14 protein-coding genes are annotated in these 16,942 nt (G+C 56.3%); all 14 read left to right on the top strand.

From position 1 onward, the window contains the following. The first annotated feature begins 381 nt into the window (after positions 1-381). The 14 genes from leuO to murG all read left to right on the top strand — a co-directional run bounded on the left by leuO (position 382) and on the right by murG (position 16,899). Complete coding sequence (gene leuO / locus B8P98_RS23335; protein ID WP_087805032.1) at positions 382-1,350, top strand: transcriptional regulator LeuO; 969 nt, start codon at positions 382-384, stop codon at positions 1,348-1,350. Between the two features lie 393 nt (positions 1,351-1,743). Next, the gene (ilvI, locus tag B8P98_RS23330; protein WP_025711007.1) at positions 1,744-3,468 is read left to right on the top strand and encodes an acetolactate synthase 3 large subunit; all 1,725 of its coding nucleotides are present in this window, start codon (positions 1,744-1,746) and stop codon (positions 3,466-3,468) included. Positions 3,469-3,470: 2 nt separating this feature from the next. After that, positions 3,471-3,962, top strand: a complete 492-nt coding sequence (ilvN, locus tag B8P98_RS23325) for an acetolactate synthase small subunit (protein WP_025711006.1) — start codon at positions 3,471-3,473, stop codon at positions 3,960-3,962. Positions 3,963-4,143: 181 nt separating this feature from the next. Then, on the top strand, positions 4,144-5,148 hold the full coding sequence (gene cra, locus B8P98_RS23320; RefSeq protein WP_004145952.1) for a catabolite repressor/activator: 1,005 nt from the start codon (positions 4,144-4,146) through the stop codon (positions 5,146-5,148). 639 nt (positions 5,149-5,787) lie between these two features. Continuing rightward, on the top strand, positions 5,788-6,246 hold the full coding sequence (gene mraZ / locus B8P98_RS23310; RefSeq protein ID WP_004204327.1) for a division/cell wall cluster transcriptional repressor MraZ: 459 nt from the start codon (positions 5,788-5,790) through the stop codon (positions 6,244-6,246). Positions 6,247-6,248: 2 nt separating this feature from the next. Further along, a complete protein-coding gene (rsmH, locus tag B8P98_RS23305; RefSeq protein ID WP_025711004.1) occupies positions 6,249-7,190 on the top strand; it encodes a 16S rRNA (cytosine(1402)-N(4))-methyltransferase RsmH in 942 nt (313 codons plus the stop codon). Beyond that, entirely contained in the window at positions 7,187-7,552 is a 366-nt protein-coding gene (gene ftsL / locus B8P98_RS23300; protein WP_002888550.1) for a cell division protein FtsL, read from the top strand. Before rsmH ends, ftsL begins: the two co-directional genes overlap by 4 nt. 15 nt (positions 7,553-7,567) lie before the next feature. Then, a complete protein-coding gene (locus tag B8P98_RS23295; protein ID WP_004204330.1) occupies positions 7,568-9,334 on the top strand; it encodes a peptidoglycan glycosyltransferase FtsI in 1,767 nt (588 codons plus the stop codon). Further along, positions 9,321-10,808, top strand: coding sequence for a UDP-N-acetylmuramoyl-L-alanyl-D-glutamate--2,6-diaminopimelate ligase (gene murE, locus B8P98_RS23290; protein ID WP_042929047.1), 1,488 nt, complete (start codon positions 9,321-9,323; stop codon positions 10,806-10,808). The genes B8P98_RS23295 and murE overlap by 14 nt, the downstream gene beginning before the upstream one ends. Then, positions 10,805-12,163: a UDP-N-acetylmuramoyl-tripeptide--D-alanyl-D-alanine ligase gene (gene murF, locus B8P98_RS23285; RefSeq protein WP_025711001.1), complete on the top strand. Its 1,359-nt coding sequence runs from the start codon at positions 10,805-10,807 to the stop codon at positions 12,161-12,163. Before murE ends, murF begins: the two co-directional genes overlap by 4 nt. Continuing rightward, on the top strand, positions 12,157-13,239 hold the full coding sequence (gene mraY, locus B8P98_RS23280) for a phospho-N-acetylmuramoyl-pentapeptide-transferase (RefSeq protein WP_004204335.1): 1,083 nt from the start codon (positions 12,157-12,159) through the stop codon (positions 13,237-13,239). The genes murF and mraY overlap by 7 nt, the downstream gene beginning before the upstream one ends. Before the next feature lie 2 nt (positions 13,240-13,241). Next, entirely contained in the window at positions 13,242-14,558 is a 1,317-nt protein-coding gene (gene murD, locus B8P98_RS23275) for a UDP-N-acetylmuramoyl-L-alanine--D-glutamate ligase (protein ID WP_025711000.1), read from the top strand. Beyond that, positions 14,558-15,832, top strand: coding sequence for a cell division protein FtsW (gene ftsW / locus B8P98_RS23270; protein ID WP_025710999.1), 1,275 nt, complete (start codon positions 14,558-14,560; stop codon positions 15,830-15,832). The genes murD and ftsW overlap by 1 nt, the downstream gene beginning before the upstream one ends. After that, positions 15,829-16,899 carry an undecaprenyldiphospho-muramoylpentapeptide beta-N-acetylglucosaminyltransferase gene (gene murG / locus B8P98_RS23265; protein ID WP_025710998.1) on the top strand — a complete coding sequence of 357 codons (1,071 nt, stop codon included), beginning with the start codon at positions 15,829-15,831 and terminating at the stop codon, positions 16,897-16,899. Before ftsW ends, murG begins: the two co-directional genes overlap by 4 nt. The last annotated feature ends 43 nt before the right edge of the window (positions 16,900-16,942 follow it).

Raw genomic sequence — 16,942 nt, 5'->3', positions numbered from 1 at the left:
CTCGAGACGGCAAGAAAGCGCTATCTGAATGAAAATATTAAATTTATTTTTCATGTGAATGTATTCGAGCGCTAACGGAATATTTTTCAATGATAATGGCTTGTTAATTTTATGGTATTAAAAATAAAATGCTTTATTAATGCTTAAATTACACTTAACTGTCGGTGCTGTTTTTATTTTTGTGGTTTATGGTTACACTCATCATCATTAAGTAATTGGTATGGTTTAAGTGGTTTATTTTTCCCGTAAGTACCTTTTTTCACTGCCACTCATAGCCTTGATATATTCCTAAAAATCTCCTTTGCTATTTTGCAAATGTCATTTACATGATAAATGATATTTTTGACGCTAATTATAGTGATTTAGTAAAGGGAATTCATCGTGACGGCGGAGTTAGATATGTTAATTGAAAGTCCAGAATATAAAACAGCCCCCGGACAGGAAGTCGTTAAACCTCAACTACGGATGGTTGATCTCAATCTGCTCACCGTTTTTGATGCGGTTATGCAAGAGCAGAATATTACCCGTGCGGCCCATGCACTCGGCATGTCGCAGCCCGCAGTGAGCAATGCCGTATCGCGCCTGAAGGTGATGTTTAATGACGAACTGTTTGTGCGCTATGGCCGCGGCATCCAGCCAACAGCGCGGGCCTATCAGCTGTTTGGTTCGGTTCGTCAGGCGCTGCAGCTGGTGCAAAACGAACTGCCGGGATCCGGTTTTGAACCGCTGAGCAGTGAGCGCGTTTTCCATCTATGCGTATGCAGTCCGCTGGATAACATCCTGACATCGGTCATTTTTAATAAAGTCGCTGAGATCGCACCCAATATTCATTTGGTCTTTAAATCCGCGCTGAATCAAAATACAGAACATCAGTTACGTTATCAGGAAACGGAATTTGTCATTAGCTATGAGGAGTTCCGACGCCCTGAGTTTGCCTGCGTGCCGTTATTCAAAGATGAAATGGTTTTGGTTGCCAGTCACCACCATCCTCGTATTTCCGGGCCGGTCATGGAGGCTGATATTTACCAGGAAGAGCATGCTGCTGTCGCTCTCGACCGGTATGCATCATTCAGCCAGCCGTGGTATGACACTGCCGACAAACAGGCGCGAATCGCCTATCAGGGAAATGCCATGGTCAGCGTATTAAACGTGGTATCACAAACGCAGATGGTTGCCATTGCACCGCGCTGGCTGGCTAATGAGTATGCCGACCAATTAGCACTGCAAATATTACCGTTGCCGTTGAAGGTTAACAGCCGGACCTGCTATCTCTCCTGGCATGAAGCCGCCGGTCGTGATAAAGGCCACCAATGGATGGAAGAGCTGCTGGTGGATATTTGTAAGCGCTAAGTCATGGCGCAGGGGTGAAAGGAGCTTCGGCTCCTTTTTTTTTATATGATTAAAATTCGATAATGCAGAATTTTATTCTGTTCACGTTGTCGGCATGGCTTGACGCGTGCATGAAAAATGGATCAATTCCTGTAAACGCGCCTTTTCCCCGAGTATTTACTATTCCCTTTTCTTATCTCTGAAGCATTCCACCATATTTTCATCTCTCCGCTTTCTTTTCTTCTTATTACGCAAGGAAAGCTAGCCTGGTGGCGAATTGCCTGCCCGCTGGCGAGCAGTTATGGTAGTGGCAGGCAGTCCATTCACCTCAGTGCGGAGGGTTTTCCTTCGCATCGTGCGAGCGCGCGGAAATTGAATTCCGCTGTCGTAAAACAATAAGCCTGGAGGCAAACCATGGAGATGTTGTCAGGAGCCGAGATGGTCGTCCAATCGCTTGTCGATCAGGGCGTCAAGCAAGTATTCGGCTATCCCGGAGGCGCGGTCCTCGATATCTATGATGCGTTACATACCCTTGGCGGTATCGATCATGTGCTGGTTCGTCATGAGCAGGCCGCAGTGCATATGGCGGATGGTCTGGCACGGGCGACTGGAGAGGTCGGCGTGGTGCTGGTCACCTCAGGCCCGGGGGCGACGAACGCGATCACTGGTATCGCGACGGCTTATATGGACTCCATCCCACTGGTGATCCTCTCCGGGCAGGTGGCGACATCGCTTATCGGCTACGATGCTTTCCAGGAGTGCGATATGGTCGGTATTTCCCGGCCGGTGGTAAAACACAGTTTTCTGGTGAAGCAGACTGAAGATATTCCGGGCGTACTGAAGAAAGCTTTCTGGCTGGCGGCCAGCGGTCGTCCCGGGCCGGTAGTGGTCGATCTGCCGAAAGATATTCTCAATCCGGCGAAAAAGTTGCCGTACGCCTGGCCAGATTCGGTCAGTATGCGTTCGTATAATCCGACGACCAGCGGTCATAAAGGACAGATTAAACGTGCCCTGCAGACCCTGGTGGCGGCGAAAAAACCGGTCGTTTATGTCGGCGGCGGGGCGATCAATGCGCATTGCGAACCTCAGCTGCGCGAGCTGGTGGAAAAGCTGAAGCTACCGGTAGCCTCGTCCCTGATGGGACTCGGCGCTTTCCCGGCGACGCATGCGCAAGCGCTGGGGATGTTGGGGATGCATGGTACCTATGAAGCCAACATGACGATGCACCATTCAGACGTCATTTTCGCCGTTGGTGTGCGTTTCGACGATAGGACAACCAATAATCTGGCCAAGTACTGTCCGAACGCGACGGTACTGCATATTGATATCGATCCGACCTCAATCTCGAAAACGGTACCGGCGGATGTGCCGATCGTCGGCGATGCACGCCTGGTGCTGGAGCAGATGCTGGAGCTGTTAGAGCAGGAAGAGGCGCAGCAGCCGCTGGATGACATTCGTGACTGGTGGCAGCAGATTGAGCAATGGCGCGCCCGCCATTGTCTGCGTTACGACGAGCAGAGCGATAAGATCAAGCCGCAGGCGGTCATTGAAACGATCTGGCGTCTGACGCATGGTGATGCCTACGTCACTTCCGATGTAGGTCAGCATCAGATGTTCGCTGCACTCTATTATCCTTTTGACAAACCGCGGCGCTGGATTAACTCCGGCGGTCTCGGCACCATGGGCTTCGGCTTACCGGCTGCGCTGGGGGTCAAAATGGCCCTGCCGGACGAAATGGTGGTCTGCGTCACCGGCGACGGCAGTATCCAGATGAACATTCAGGAACTCTCTACTGCGCTGCAGTACGAACTGCCGGTACTGGTGCTTAACCTCAACAACCGTTATCTCGGAATGGTGAAGCAGTGGCAGGATATGCTTTATTCCGGGCGTCACTCACAGTCCTATATGGAATCGCTACCGGACTTTGTCCGTCTGGCGGAAGCCTATGGTCACGTCGGGATCCGCATCAGCGAGCCGCAGGAGCTGGAGCCGAAGCTGGCTGAAGCGCTGGAGCAGGTGCGCCAGCGCCGGCTGGTGTTTGTCGATGTCACCGTCGACGGCAGTGAGCATGTGTACCCCATGCAGATCCGCGGCGGCAGCATGGATGAGATGTGGTTGAGCAAAACGGAGAGGACCTGATTATGCGCCGGATATTATCGGTATTACTGGAAAACGAATCGGGCGCTTTGTCCCGCGTTATCGGCCTCTTTTCCCAGCGCGGCTATAATATAGAAAGCCTGACTGTCGCGCCGACGGACGACCCCACTCTCTCCAGGATGACCATCCAGACTGTGGGCGATGAAAAAGCGATCGAGCAGATCGAAAAACAGCTGCACAAGCTGGTGGATGTCCTGCGGGTTAGTGAGCTGGGGCAGGGGGCTCATGTTGAGCGCGAAATCATGCTGGTGAAGGTTCAGGCCAGCGGCTATGGCCGAGAAGAAGTGAAGCGCAACACGGAAATCTTTCGTGGTCAGATTATTGACGTGACGCCTGCTATCTATACCGTGCAGCTCGCCGGTACCAGCGATAAGCTTGATGCTTTTCTCGCTTCGCTGCGCGATGTCGCTCGGATCGTGGAAGTGGCTCGCTCCGGCGTGGTTGGCCTGTCTCGCGGTGATAAAATCATGCGCTAATGAGCGGGAACTGATGTAAAAATAGCCCGACAGCGACTGTCGGGCTATTTTTTTTGCGAAATCAGTAGGAACTGTAAGCGAAAGCGGTTGCTGCACTAACTATTCTGCGTTTAGATGTTATAAAAAGGGTTCCTTACCTGAATAATGGTTATGTTTGGCACTTCTTACCCAAGGGGCAATTGTGAAACTGGATGAAATCGCCCGGCTGGCCGGTGTTTCAAGAACCACCGCGAGCTATGTGATTAATGGCAAAGCGAAGCAGTACCGTGTAAGCGACAAAACGGTCGAGAAGGTGATGGCTGTGGTGCGAGAGCACAACTATCATCCGAATGCGGTCGCTGCTGGCCTGCGTGCAGGACGCACACGCTCTATCGGCCTGGTGATTCCGGATCTGGAAAACACCAGCTATACCCGTATTGCAAATTATCTGGAACGTCAGGCACGCCAGCGCGGCTATCAGCTGCTGATAGCCTGTTCAGAGGATCAACCTGATAACGAAATGCGCTGCATTGAGCACCTGCTGCAGCGTCAGGTTGACGCGATTATCGTCTCCACCTCGCTGCCGCCGGAGCATCCTTTCTATCAGCGCTGGGCCAACGACCCATTTCCGATCGTCGCCCTCGACCGCGCCCTTGATCGCGAGCACTTCACCAGCGTGGTAGGCGCTGACCAGGATGACGCTGAGATGCTCGCTGCTGAGTTGCGGACTTTCCCGGGCGAAACGGTGCTTTATCTCGGGGCGTTGCCGGAGCTGTCGGTGAGCTTCCTGCGCGAACAGGGCTTCCGCAAAGCCTGGCAGGACGATCCGCGCGAGGTACACTATCTCTATGCCAACAGCTATGAGCGTGAAGCGGCGGCCCAGTTATTTGAGAAATGGCTGGAAACGCATCCGATGCCACAGGCGCTGTTTACCACCTCTTTCCCACTGCTGCAGGGCGTGATGGATGTGACCTTGCGCCGCGAGGGCAAGCTGCCTTCCGAGTTGGCAATCGCCACCTTTGGTGATAACGAACTCCTCGATTTCCTGCAGTGTCCGGTACTGGCCGTGGCGCAGCGTCACCGCGATGTGGCTGAACGAGTGCTGGAGATCGTCCTCGCCAGCCTTGATGAACCGCGCAAGCCGAAGCCGGGCCTCAGCCGTATTCGCCGTAATCTCTATCGCCGCGGCAGCCTGAATCGCCGTTAACGGCAAAAGATCGCCAGCGACCAGGATTATTCCTGGCAGGCCTGCCACAAGGCAGGCCTTTGGCGATAAATCAGGCAACGGATGTCAAAAAAGCAAAACTGAATATATTTCAGACAAATCCCTAAACTTTTTTACGCGTTATTTTGTTTATTCCTGAGCAAACGTTTTGTCAGGCAAAACAGCGCCTGGAAAATGTTTATCCGGCCTTTAATTGTATTATTTTGTTACATTCACCGGGTTAATTGCTGAATTAACACTCATTTTGTTCACGCCGGTTCCGCTCTCTCACCTTATCCCGCATCTGGTCGGCCCTTCAGCCAGCAACAGGTACTGTTAACGGCCGGCATAATGGCCTAAAATGCCGCTCGCGTCGCAAACTGACACTTTATATTTTCCCGCCGAAGATATTTTGCTGTTTATAACTGTTACGAGTTTGTTGGTTATTTTCTTACACGTATTCATAACGTTAATTTGCCTCGCCTGTTGATGATTTTTTCATCAGGGCTAATGTCGGCTGTAAATAATGGGTTTTTGAGCTCCGTTGGCATCCGTGCTGGCTTGACAAGCTTTTCCTCCGCTCCGTAAACTCCTTCTGGTGGGAATTTGTGGGGTAAAGTGGCGAAAAGGGGTGAGGCTGGCATGTTCCGTGGAGCAACGTTAGTCAATCTCGACAGCAAAGGCCGCCTGGCCGTGCCAACGCGCTATCGCGATGGGCTGATCGAGGACGCTGCCGGTCAATTGGTATGCACCATTGACATTCATCACCCGTGCCTGCTGCTTTATCCATTGCCTGAATGGGAAGTCATCGAGCAGAAATTGTCGCGTTTATCGAGCATGAATCCCGTTGAGCGGCGCGTGCAGCGTCTGCTTCTGGGTCATGCCAGCGAATGTCAGATGGATAATGCCGGTCGCTTATTGATTGCGCCGGTGTTACGGCAACATGCCGGGCTGACAAAAGAAGTGATGCTGGTCGGGCAGTTTAATAAATTTGAACTGTGGGACGAAACGACCTGGTATCAACGGGTCAAGGAAGATATCGACGCTGAGCAGTCCGCGACCGGTGAACTGTCGGAGCGCCTGCAGGATTTGTCCTTATAAAAATGATGGAAAATTTTAAACACACTACGGTACTTCTGGATGAAGCCGTGAATGGCCTCAATATTCGTCCAGACGGTATCTATATTGATGGTACTTTTGGTCGCGGTGGCCACTCGCGCCTGATCCTCTCCCAACTGGGGGCGGAAGGACGCCTGCTGGCAATTGATCGCGATCCGCAGGCCATTGCCGTCGCGCAAACCATCGATGATCCCCGCTTTTCCATCGTGCATGGTCCCTTTTCACAGCTCGCAGACTATGTCGCCGAGCGCAATCTTACCGGCAAAATCGACGGCATTTTGCTCGATCTCGGCGTCTCCTCCCCGCAGCTTGATGACGCGGAGCGCGGCTTTTCCTTTATGCGTGACGGGCCGCTGGATATGCGCATGGATCCAACGCGCGGTCAGTCCGCGGCCGAATGGCTGCAGACGGCTGAAGAAGCCGATATCGCCTGGGTAATCAAAACCTTTGGCGAAGAGCGTTTCGGTAAGCGTATCGCCCGGGCGATCGTTGAACGTAATCGGATTGAACCGATGACCCGTACCAAAGAGCTGGCGGAGGTCATCGCCGCTGCGATGCCGGTAAAAGATAAGCACAAACATCCCGCGACCCGTACCTTCCAGGCGGTGCGCATTTGGGTAAACAGTGAACTGGAGGAGATAGAGCAGGCGCTAAAAAGCTCGCTCAGCGTGCTGGCCCCGGGTGGGCGGCTGTCGATCATTAGTTTTCATTCGCTGGAAGATCGCATTGTGAAACGCTTTATGCGTGAGCAAAGTCGCGGTCCGCAGGTTCCGGCAGGAATACCGATGACCGAAGCGCAGCTCAAAAAACTGGGCGGCCGTGAGCTGCGAGCACTAGGCAAGTTGATGCCGGGCGAAGAAGAGGTGGCAGAGAATCCACGTGCCCGTAGTTCAGTGCTGCGTATTGCAGAGAGGACGAACGCATGATCGGCAGAGTGACAGAGGCCTTAAGCAAGGTTAAAGGGTCGATAGGAAGCAACGAGCGCCATGCTTTGCCTGGCGTGATCGGTGACGACCTCCTGCGGTTTGGGAAGCTGCCACTCTGCCTGTTCATTTGCATCATTATTACGGCGATTACTGTGGTCACCACCGCGCATCACACGCGCCTGTTGACCGCGCAGCGTGAACAGCTGGTTCTGGAACGCGATGCTTTGGACATTGAGTGGCGCAACCTGATCCTCGAAGAGAACGCGCTCGGCGATCACAGCCGGGTTGAGCGGATCGCGACCGAGAAGTTGCAGATGCAACATGTCGATCCATCACAAGAAAATATCGTTGTACAGAAATAAGGATTATTGCGACGGATGAAAGCAGCGCCAAAAACGCCAAAAGCAAAACGTCAGGAAGAACAGGCCAACTTTATCAGTTGGCGTTTTGCGTTGCTGTGCGGCTGCATTCTGCTGGCGCTGGCTTTTCTGCTCGGGCGCGTCGCCTGGTTGCAGGTGGTTAGCCCGGATATGCTGGTGCGTCAGGGCGATATGCGCTCGCTGCGCGTGCAGGAGGTATCGACCGCGCGCGGGATGATTACCGACCGTTCCGGACGGCCGCTGGCGGTCAGCGTGCCGGTGAAAGCTATCTGGGCCGATCCGAAGGAACTCCACGACGCCGGCGGCGTCACCCTGGATACGCGCTGGAAGGCGCTGGCGGATGCCCTCAATATGCCGCTGGATCAGCTGGCAACGCGCATCAATACCAATCCGCGGATGCGTTTTATCTATCTGGCACGTCAGGTTAACCCTGATATGGCCGACTACATCAAAAAACTGAAGCTGCCGGGGATTCATCTGCGCGAAGAGTCTCGCCGTTACTATCCTTCAGGCGAAGTAACCGCTCACCTCATTGGCTTCACCAACGTTGATAGCCAGGGGATTGAAGGGGTCGAAAAAAGCTTTGATAAATGGCTCACCGGTCAGCCGGGCGAACGTATCGTGCGTAAAGACCGCTATGGCCGGGTGATTGAAGACATCTCTTCTACCGACAGCCAGGCGGCGCACAATCTGGCGCTGAGTATCGACGAACGCCTGCAGGCGCTGGTCTATCGCGAGCTGAACAACGCCGTGGCCTTTAACAAAGCCGAGTCGGGCAGCGCCGTGTTAGTAGACGTTAACACCGGTGAAGTGCTGGCTATGGCCAATAGCCCATCTTATAACCCGAATAACTTTGCTGGTACGGCAAAAGACACCATGCGTAACCGCGCCATCACCGATGTGTTCGAACCGGGTTCAACGGTCAAACCGATGGTGGTGATGACCGCGCTGCAGCGCGGTATCGTCAATGAGAATACCGTACTCAACACAGTCCCTTATCGAATTAACGGCCACGAAATCAAAGACGTGGCACGCTATAGCGAATTGACCCTGACCGGGGTGCTGCAGAAGTCGAGTAACGTCGGTGTTTCTAAGCTGGCGTTAGCGATGCCGTCCTCAGCGTTAGTAGATACTTACTCACGTTTTGGGCTTGGAAAGGCGACCAATTTGGGGTTGGTCGGAGAACGCAGTGGCTTATATCCTCAAAAACAACGGTGGTCTGACATAGAGAGGGCCACCTTTTCTTTCGGCTACGGGCTAATGGTAACCCCGTTACAGTTAGCGCGAGTCTACGCAACGATTGGCAGTTACGGCATCTATCGTCCGCTGTCGATTACCAAGGTTGATCCACCGGTTCCGGGCGAGCGCGTCTTCCCGGAATCACTCGTTCGTACCGTCGTCCATATGATGGAAAGCGTGGCGCTGCCCGGCGGCGGCGGCGTGAAAGCGGCGATCAAAGGCTATCGCATCGCGATTAAAACCGGTACGGCGAAAAAAGTGGGGCCGGATGGCCGCTATATCAACAAATATATTGCTTACACCGCAGGCGTTGCGCCCGCCAGCCATCCGCGCTTCGCGCTGGTGGTGGTGATCAACGACCCGCAGGCAGGTAAATACTACGGTGGCGCCGTTTCCGCGCCGGTCTTCGGTGCCATCATGGGCGGCGTATTGCGCACCATGAACATCGAACCGGATGCGCTGGCAACGGGCGAAAAAAGTGAATTTGTAATTAATCAAGGCGAGGGAACAGGTGGCAGATCGTAATTTGCGCGACCTACTCGCTCCGTGGGTGCCAAACGCACCGGAGCGCATTCTGCGAGAGATGACGCTGGACAGCCGGGTGGCTGCTTCCGGCGATCTCTTTATCGCGGTACAGGGTCATCAGGCGGACGGGCGTCGTTATATCCCGCAGGCGATAGCGCAAGGTGTGGCTGCCATTATTGCTGAAGCACAGGGTGAGGCCGAAGACGGTGAAATCCGTGAAATGCACGGCGTACCGGTTATCTTCCTGAGCCAGCTTAACGAACGTTTGTCGGCCCTGGCCGGGCGTTTTTATCATCAGCCGTCGCAGCAGCTGCGTCTGGTTGGCGTAACCGGAACCAACGGGAAAACCACTACCACCCAACTGCTGGCGCAGTGGGCGAAGCTGCTGGGCGAAACCAGCGCGGTGATGGGGACCGTGGGCAACGGCCTGCTGGATAAAGTCGTGCCGACCGAAAACACCACCGGTTCTGCGGTAGACGTTCAGCATGTGCTCTCCAGTCTGGTCGAGCAAGGGGCTACCTTCGGCGCGATGGAAGTCTCATCCCACGGTCTGGTGCAGCACCGCGTGGCGGCACTGCAGTTTGCCGCCTCGGTGTTTACTAACCTGAGCCGGGATCACCTGGACTACCATGGCGACATGGAACACTACGAAGCGGCGAAATGGCTGCTGTACTCCACCCACCATAGCGGCCAGGCTATCGTCAACGCGGACGATGAAGTCGGCCGTCGCTGGCTGGCGAAGTTACCGGATGCGGTGGCGGTATCGATGGAAGATCACATCAATCCGAACTGCCACGGCCGCTGGCTGAAGACGACCGCGGTCAATTATCACGACAGCGGCGCCACTATCCAGTTTGACTCCAGCTGGGGTCAGGGTGAAATCGAAAGCCGTCTGATGGGTGCCTTTAACGTCAGCAACCTGCTGCTGGCGCTGGCCACGCTGCTGGCGCTGGGCTATCCGCTGGCGGATCTGCTGAAAACCGCCGCGCGTTTACAGCCGGTGTGCGGCCGTATGGAAGTGTTCAGTGCGCCGGGTAAACCGGCCGTGGTGGTGGATTATGCCCATACGCCTGATGCGCTGGAAAAAGCGCTGCAGGCTGCGCGTCTGCACTGCAGCGGCAAGCTGTGGTGCGTTTTCGGCTGCGGCGGCGACCGTGATAAAGGCAAGCGTCCGCTGATGGGGGCGATTGCGGAAGAGTTCGCCGATATCGTCGTGGTGACCGATGATAACCCGCGCACCGAAGAGCCGCGGGCGATTATCAACGATATTCTGGCCGGCATGCTCGATGCGGGTCATGCGAAGGTGATGGAAGGCCGCGCGGAAGCAGTGACTAATGCCGTCATGCAGGCGAAAGCGAACGACGTTGTGCTGGTAGCGGGTAAAGGCCATGAAGATTACCAGATCGTCGGTAACCGTCGTCTGGATTATTCCGACCGCGTGACCGTCGCGCGTCTGCTGGGAGCGGTAGCATGATTCGCTTTACGTTAAGCCAGCTCGCCGCTATCACCCATGGCGAACTGCAGGGTAGCGATATCGCTATCGACGAGGTGACCTCCGATACCCGTAAAGTGACGGCGGGCTGCCTGTTTGTGGCGCTGAAAGGCGAGCGTTTCGATGCCCATGATTTTGCCGAACAGGCGAAAGCCGCTGGCGCCGGCGCGCTGCTGGTTAGCCGCCCATTGGCCTGCGATCTCCCTCAGGTGATCGTGAAAGATACCCGGCAGGCTTTCGGTGAGTTAGCCGCCTGGGTGCGTCAGCAGGTACCGACCCGCGTCGTCGCCCTGACCGGCTCGTCGGGCAAAACCTCGGTCAAAGAGATGACCGCGGCGATCCTCAGCCAGTGCGGCAACACGCTGTATACCGCCGGCAACCTGAACAACGATATCGGCGTACCGATGACCCTGCTGCGTCTGACCAAAGAGCATCAGTACGCGGTGATTGAACTTGGCGCCAACCACCAGGGCGAAATCGCCTGGACCGTCAGTCTGACGCATCCGGAAGCGGCGCTGGTTAACAACCTTGCTGCCGCGCACCTCGAAGGCTTCGGCTCGCTGGCAGGCGTGGCGAAGGCCAAGGGCGAAATCTATACCGGTCTGCCGGAAAATGGCATCGCTATTCTCAATGCCGACAATAACGACTGGCTGAACTGGCAGGCGGTGATTGGCGATCGCAAAGTGTGGCGCTTCTCGCCGAACGCGGCCAACAGCGATTTCACGGCAACCAACGTGCAGATCACCAGCCGCGGCACCGAGTTTACGCTGCAGACGCCAACCGGCAACGTTGACGTGCTGCTGCCGCTACCGGGTCGTCACAACATCGCTAACGCGCTGGCGGCGACCTCGCTGGCGATGGCGGTAGGCGCCGATCTGGCGGCGGTAAAAGCCGGGCTGGCGCAGCTGCAGGCCGTTCCGGGACGTCTGTTTCCGATCCAGCTTAATGAGAGCCAGCTGCTGCTGGATGACTCCTATAACGCTAACGTCGGTTCGATGACCGCAGCGGTGCAGGTGCTGTCAGAGATGCCCGGCTTCCGGACGATGGTCGTCGGCGATATGGCGGAGCTTGGCGCGGAAAGCGCGGCCTGTCATCGCGAAGTCGGCGAAGCGGCGAAAGCCGCGGGTCTGGATTGTGTCCTCAGCGTCGGCACTTTGAGTGCGGATATCAGCCGCGCCAGCGGCGTGGGCGAACATTTTAACGATAAAGCCGCCGTGGTGGCTCGCCTGCGCGAGCTGCTGGCGGAGCATAAGATAATGACCATTTTAGTGAAGGGTTCACGTAGTGCCGCCATGGAAGAGGTAGTACGCGCATTACAGGAGACTGGGACATGTTAGTATGGCTGGCCGAACATTTGGTCAAATATTATTCCGGCTTTAACGTCTTTTCCTATCTGACGTTTCGCGCCATTGTCAGCCTGCTGACCGCGCTGTTCATCTCGTTGTGGATGGGCCCGCGCATGATCGCCCGTCTGCAAAAACTCTCCTTTGGTCAGGTCGTACGTAACGACGGTCCTGAGTCCCACTTCAGCAAACGCGGCACGCCGACCATGGGCGGGATCATGATCCTCACCGCGATCACCGTGTCCGTTCTGCTGTGGGCCTATCCGTCCAACCCCTACGTCTGGTGCGTACTAACGGTATTAATCGGCTACGGGATCATCGGCTTTGTTGACGATTACCGTAAAGTCGTGCGCAAAGATACCAAAGGCCTGATTGCCCGCTGGAAGTATTTCTGGATGTCGGTGATCGCCCTGGGCGTGGCCTTCGCGCTGTATCTGGCGGGGAAAGACACCCCAGCAACCGAGCTGGTGGTGCCGTTCTTTAAAGACGTGATGCCGCAGCTGGGCCTGTTCTATATCCTGCTGGCTTACTTCGTTATCGTCGGTACCGGCAATGCGGTCAACCTGACCGACGGCCTCGACGGCCTGGCGATTATGCCGACCGTTTTCGTTGCCGCGGGCTTTGCGCTGGTGGCATGGGCCACCGGCAACATGAACTTCGCCAACTATCTGCACATTCCATATCTGCGCCATGCCGGCGAGCTGGTGATCGTTTGTACGGCGATTGTCGGCGCGGGGCTGGGGTTCCTGTGGTTTAACACCTATCCGGCGCAGGTCTTTATGGGCGACGTCGGTTCGCTGGCGCTCGGCGGCGCGCTGGGCATTATTGCCGTGCTGCTGCGTCAGGAGTTCCTGCTGGTGATCATGGGCGGCGTTTTCGTCGTGGAAACCCTGTCGGTGATCCTGCAGGTCGGCTCATTCAAGCTGCGCGGCCAGCGCATCTTCCGTATGGCGCCGATTCACCACCACTATGAACTGAAAGGCTGGCCGGAACCGCGCGTTATCGTGCGCTTCTGGATTATTTCGCTGATGCTGGTGCTGATTGGCCTGGCGACGCTGAAGGTACGTTAATCATGGCAGATTATCAGGGTAAAAAAGTCGTCATTATTGGGCTGGGCATGACCGGCCTGTCTTGCGTGGACTTTTTCATGGCGCGCGGCGTTATCCCGCGCGTGATGGATACCCGCGTCGCGCCTCCGGGCCTGGATAAATTACCCGAATCGGTCGAGTGCCATGTCGGCGGACTCAATGATACCTGGCTGCTGGCGGCGGATCTGATTGTCGCCAGTCCGGGAATTGCGCTGGCCCATCCTTCGCTCAGCGCGGCGGCCGATGCAGGTGTAGAAATCGTTGGCGATATCGAACTGTTCTGCCGTGAAGCGCAGGCGCCGATTATCGCCATCACCGGTTCTAACGGTAAAAGCACCGTCACTACGCTGGTGGGCGAGATGGCGAAAGCGGCCGGGGTTAACGTCGGCGTGGGCGGCAATATCGGCCTGCCGGCGCTGATGCTGCTGGACACCGATCGCGAGCTTTACGTCCTGGAACTCTCCAGCTTTCAGCTGGAAACCACCTCCAGCCTGCGGGCGGTGGCAGCAACCATCCTCAACGTGACTGAGGACCATATGGACCGCTACCCGCTGGGTCTGCAGCAGTATCGTGCGGCGAAGCTGCGGATTTACGAGAATGCACAGACCTGCGTGGTGAATGCAGACGATGCGCTCACCATGCCGGTACGCGGGGCGGACGATCGCTGCATCAGTTTTGGTGTGGATGTTGGTGACTACCACCTTAACCGTCAGCAGGGCGAAACCTGGCTGCGCGTCAAAGGTGAGAAAGTCCTCAATGTGAAAGAGATGCCTCTCACCGGCCAGCATAATTACAGTAACGCCCTGGCGGCGCTGGCGCTGGCGGATGCCGCGGGTCTGCCGCGGGCCAGTAGCCTGAAGGCATTGACCACTTTTACCGGTCTGGCACATCGTTTCCAGCTGGTGCTGGATCACAACGGCGTACGCTGGATTAACGACTCCAAGGCAACCAACGTCGGTAGTACCGAGGCGGCGCTGAACGGACTGCAGCTTGATGGCACGTTGTATCTTCTGCTGGGCGGCGACGGCAAGTCCGCTGATTTCACCCCGCTGAAGCGCTATCTTGGCGGCGATCGTATCCGCCTGTACTGCTTTGGTCGCGACGGCGCCGAGCTTGCCGAACTGCGTCCTGAGGTGGCGGTACAAACCGAGACCATGGAACAGGCGATGCGCCAGATTGCGACTCTGGTGAAAGCTGGCGATATGGTTCTCCTGTCGCCGGCCTGTGCGAGTCTGGATCAGTTTAAAAACTTTGAACAACGGGGCGATATTTTTGCCCGTCTGGCGAAGGAGTTAGGTTGATGCGTTTTTCTCTCCCACGCCTGAGAATGCCGCAACTGAGCCTGCCTCGGTTGAGACTGCCGCGACTGCCGGGGATGTTTATCTTCGCCTGGCTGTTCGCCGCGCTGAAAGGCTGGGTGATGGGCTCGCGCCCGAAAGATAACGACAGTCTGGTGATGTATGACCGGATGCTGCTGTGGCTGACCTTTGGCCTGGCAGCGATCGGCTTTATCATGGTGACCTCGGCCTCGATGCCGGTTGGACAGCGTCTGGCGAACGATCCGTTCCTGTTTGCTAAGCGTGATGGCCTGTACATTGTGCTGGCCTTCGCGCTGGCGATGATTACGCTCCGTCTGCCGATGGAATTCTGGCAGCGCCACAGCACCGCGATGCTTATCGCCTCGATTGTAATGTTGCTGATCGTACTGGTGGTGGGGAGTTCGGTTAACGGTGCGTCGCGCTGGATAGCCCTTGGCCCGCTGCGTATTCAGCCGGCGGAGTTCACCAAGCTGTCGCTGTTCTGCTACATCGCCAACTATCTGGTGCGTAAAGCCGATGAAGTGCGTAACAACCTGCGCGGCTTCTTAAAACCGATGGGCGTGATTTTCGTGCTGGCGATCCTGCTGCTGGCGCAGCCTGACCTCGGTACGGTGGTGGTGCTGTTCGTCACCACGCTGGCGATGCTGTTTCTCGCCGGCGCGAAGCTGTGGCAATTCATCGCCATTATCGGCATGGGTATCTCGGCGGTGGTGCTGCTGATCCTCGCCGAACCCTACCGTATTCGCCGCGTCACCTCCTTCTGGAACCCGTGGGAAGACCCGTTCGGCAGCGGCTATCAGCTGACTCAGTCGCTGATGGCCTTCGGCCGCGGCGAGATGTGGGGGCAGGGCCTCGGCAACTCGGTGCAAAAACTGGAGTATTTACCGGAAGCGCACACTGACTTCATCTTCGCCATTATCGGCGAAGAACTCGGTTATATCGGTGTGGTACTGGCGCTTTTAATGGTATTCTTCGTCGCTTTCCGCGCCATGTCGATTGGCCGTAAAGCGCTGGAGATCGATCATCGCTTTTCCGGTTTTCTTGCCTGCGCGATTGGCATCTGGTTCAGCTTCCAGGCGTTAGTTAACGTCGGGGCGGCGGCGGGGATGCTGCCGACCAAAGGTCTGACGCTGCCGCTGATCAGTTATGGTGGCTCTAGTCTGCTGATTATGTCGACGGCAATCATGTTGTTGTTGCGAATTGATTATGAAACGCGTCTGGAAAAAGCCCAGGCGTTTACACGGGGTGTTCGATGAGCGGTCAGGAAAAGCGGTTGATGGTGATGGCGGGTGGTACCGGTGGGCATGTGTTCCCGGGACTAGCGGTCGCGCACCATTTAATGGACCAGGGCTGGCAGGTTCGCTGGCTGGGTACCGCCGATCGTATGGAAGCGGATTTAGTGCCGAAACACGGCATCGAGATTGATTTTATCCGTATCTCCGGCCTGCGTGGCAAAGGGATCAAAGCGCAGCTGTTAGCGCCAGTACGAATCTTCAACGCCTGGCGTCAGGCTCGGGCGATCATGAAGCGTTTCCAGCCGGACGTGGTGCTGGGCATGGGCGGCTATGTTTCCGGGCCTGGCGGTCTGGCGGCGTGGTCGCTGGGGATCCCGGTGGTCCTCCATGAACAAAACGGTATTGCCGGCCTGACTAACAAGTGGCTGGCGAAGATTGCGAAGAAAGTGATGCAGGCGTTTCCTGGCGCTTTCCCACATGCGGACGTCGTTGGGAACCCGGTACGTACCGACGTTCTGGCTCTGCCGCTGCCGGGTCAGCGTCTGGTTGGGCGTCAGGGGCCGATTCGCGTGCTGGTGGTGGGTGGCTCTCAGGGCGCGCGCGTCCTGAACCAGACCATGCCGCAGGTGGCGGCCAAGCTCGGCGATGCGGTAACCATCTGGCATCAGAGCGGCAAAGGCGGTCAGCAAACCGTGCAGCAGGCTTATGCCGCTGCGGGACAACCGCAGCATAAAGTGACGGAATTTATTGATGATATGGCGGCAGCCTATGCCTGGGCCGATGTCGTGGTTTGCCGTTCCGGTGCGCTGACGGTTAGCGAAATCGCTGCCGCCGGATTACCGGCGCTGTTTGTGCCGTTCCAGCATAAGGATCGCCAGCAGTACTGGAATGCGCTGCCGCTGGAGAAAGCCGGCGCGGCGAAAATTCTCGAACAGCCCGAGTTCACGGCAGAGGCGGTGGCTTCTACCCTGGCGAGCTGGGATCGGGAAACGCTGGTGAATATGGCGGAACGGGCGCGTGGCGCTTCTATTCCGGACGCCACCGAGCGAGTAGCAGAAGAGGTCAGCGCCGTAGCTTTGGCGCGCTAATTGCGGTGAGTTTCACCGCCCGAATAAAGAAGTTGATGGCGTA

It is taken from the genome of Klebsiella quasivariicola (assembly GCF_002269255.1).
GTDB lineage: Bacteria > Pseudomonadota > Gammaproteobacteria > Enterobacterales > Enterobacteriaceae > Klebsiella > Klebsiella quasivariicola.
The sequence above is the reverse complement of the archived record's forward strand: the minus strand, read 5'-3'. Positions and strand labels throughout refer to the sequence as shown.

Bases quoted from the DNA above. Each gene is read 5' to 3' on its own strand.
- murF (WP_025711001.1), top strand. From the start codon at position 10,805: ATGATTCGCTTTACGTTAAGCCAGCTCGCCGCTATCACCCATGGCGAA.
- mraY (WP_004204335.1), top strand. From the start codon at position 12,157: ATGTTAGTATGGCTGGCCGAACATTTGGTCAAATATTATTCCGGCTTT.
- murG (WP_025710998.1), top strand. From the start codon at position 15,829: ATGAGCGGTCAGGAAAAGCGGTTGATGGTGATGGCGGGTGGTACCGGT.
- murD (WP_025711000.1), top strand. From the start codon at position 13,242: ATGGCAGATTATCAGGGTAAAAAAGTCGTCATTATTGGGCTGGGCATG.
- B8P98_RS23295 (WP_004204330.1), top strand. From the start codon at position 7,568: ATGAAAGCAGCGCCAAAAACGCCAAAAGCAAAACGTCAGGAAGAACAG.
- ilvN (WP_025711006.1), top strand. From the start codon at position 3,471: ATGCGCCGGATATTATCGGTATTACTGGAAAACGAATCGGGCGCTTTG.
- ftsL (WP_002888550.1), top strand. From the start codon at position 7,187: ATGATCGGCAGAGTGACAGAGGCCTTAAGCAAGGTTAAAGGGTCGATA.
- ftsW (WP_025710999.1), top strand. From the start codon at position 14,558: ATGCGTTTTTCTCTCCCACGCCTGAGAATGCCGCAACTGAGCCTGCCT.
- ilvI (WP_025711007.1), top strand. From the start codon at position 1,744: ATGGAGATGTTGTCAGGAGCCGAGATGGTCGTCCAATCGCTTGTCGAT.
- mraZ (WP_004204327.1), top strand. From the start codon at position 5,788: ATGTTCCGTGGAGCAACGTTAGTCAATCTCGACAGCAAAGGCCGCCTG.
- rsmH (WP_025711004.1), top strand. From the start codon at position 6,249: ATGATGGAAAATTTTAAACACACTACGGTACTTCTGGATGAAGCCGTG.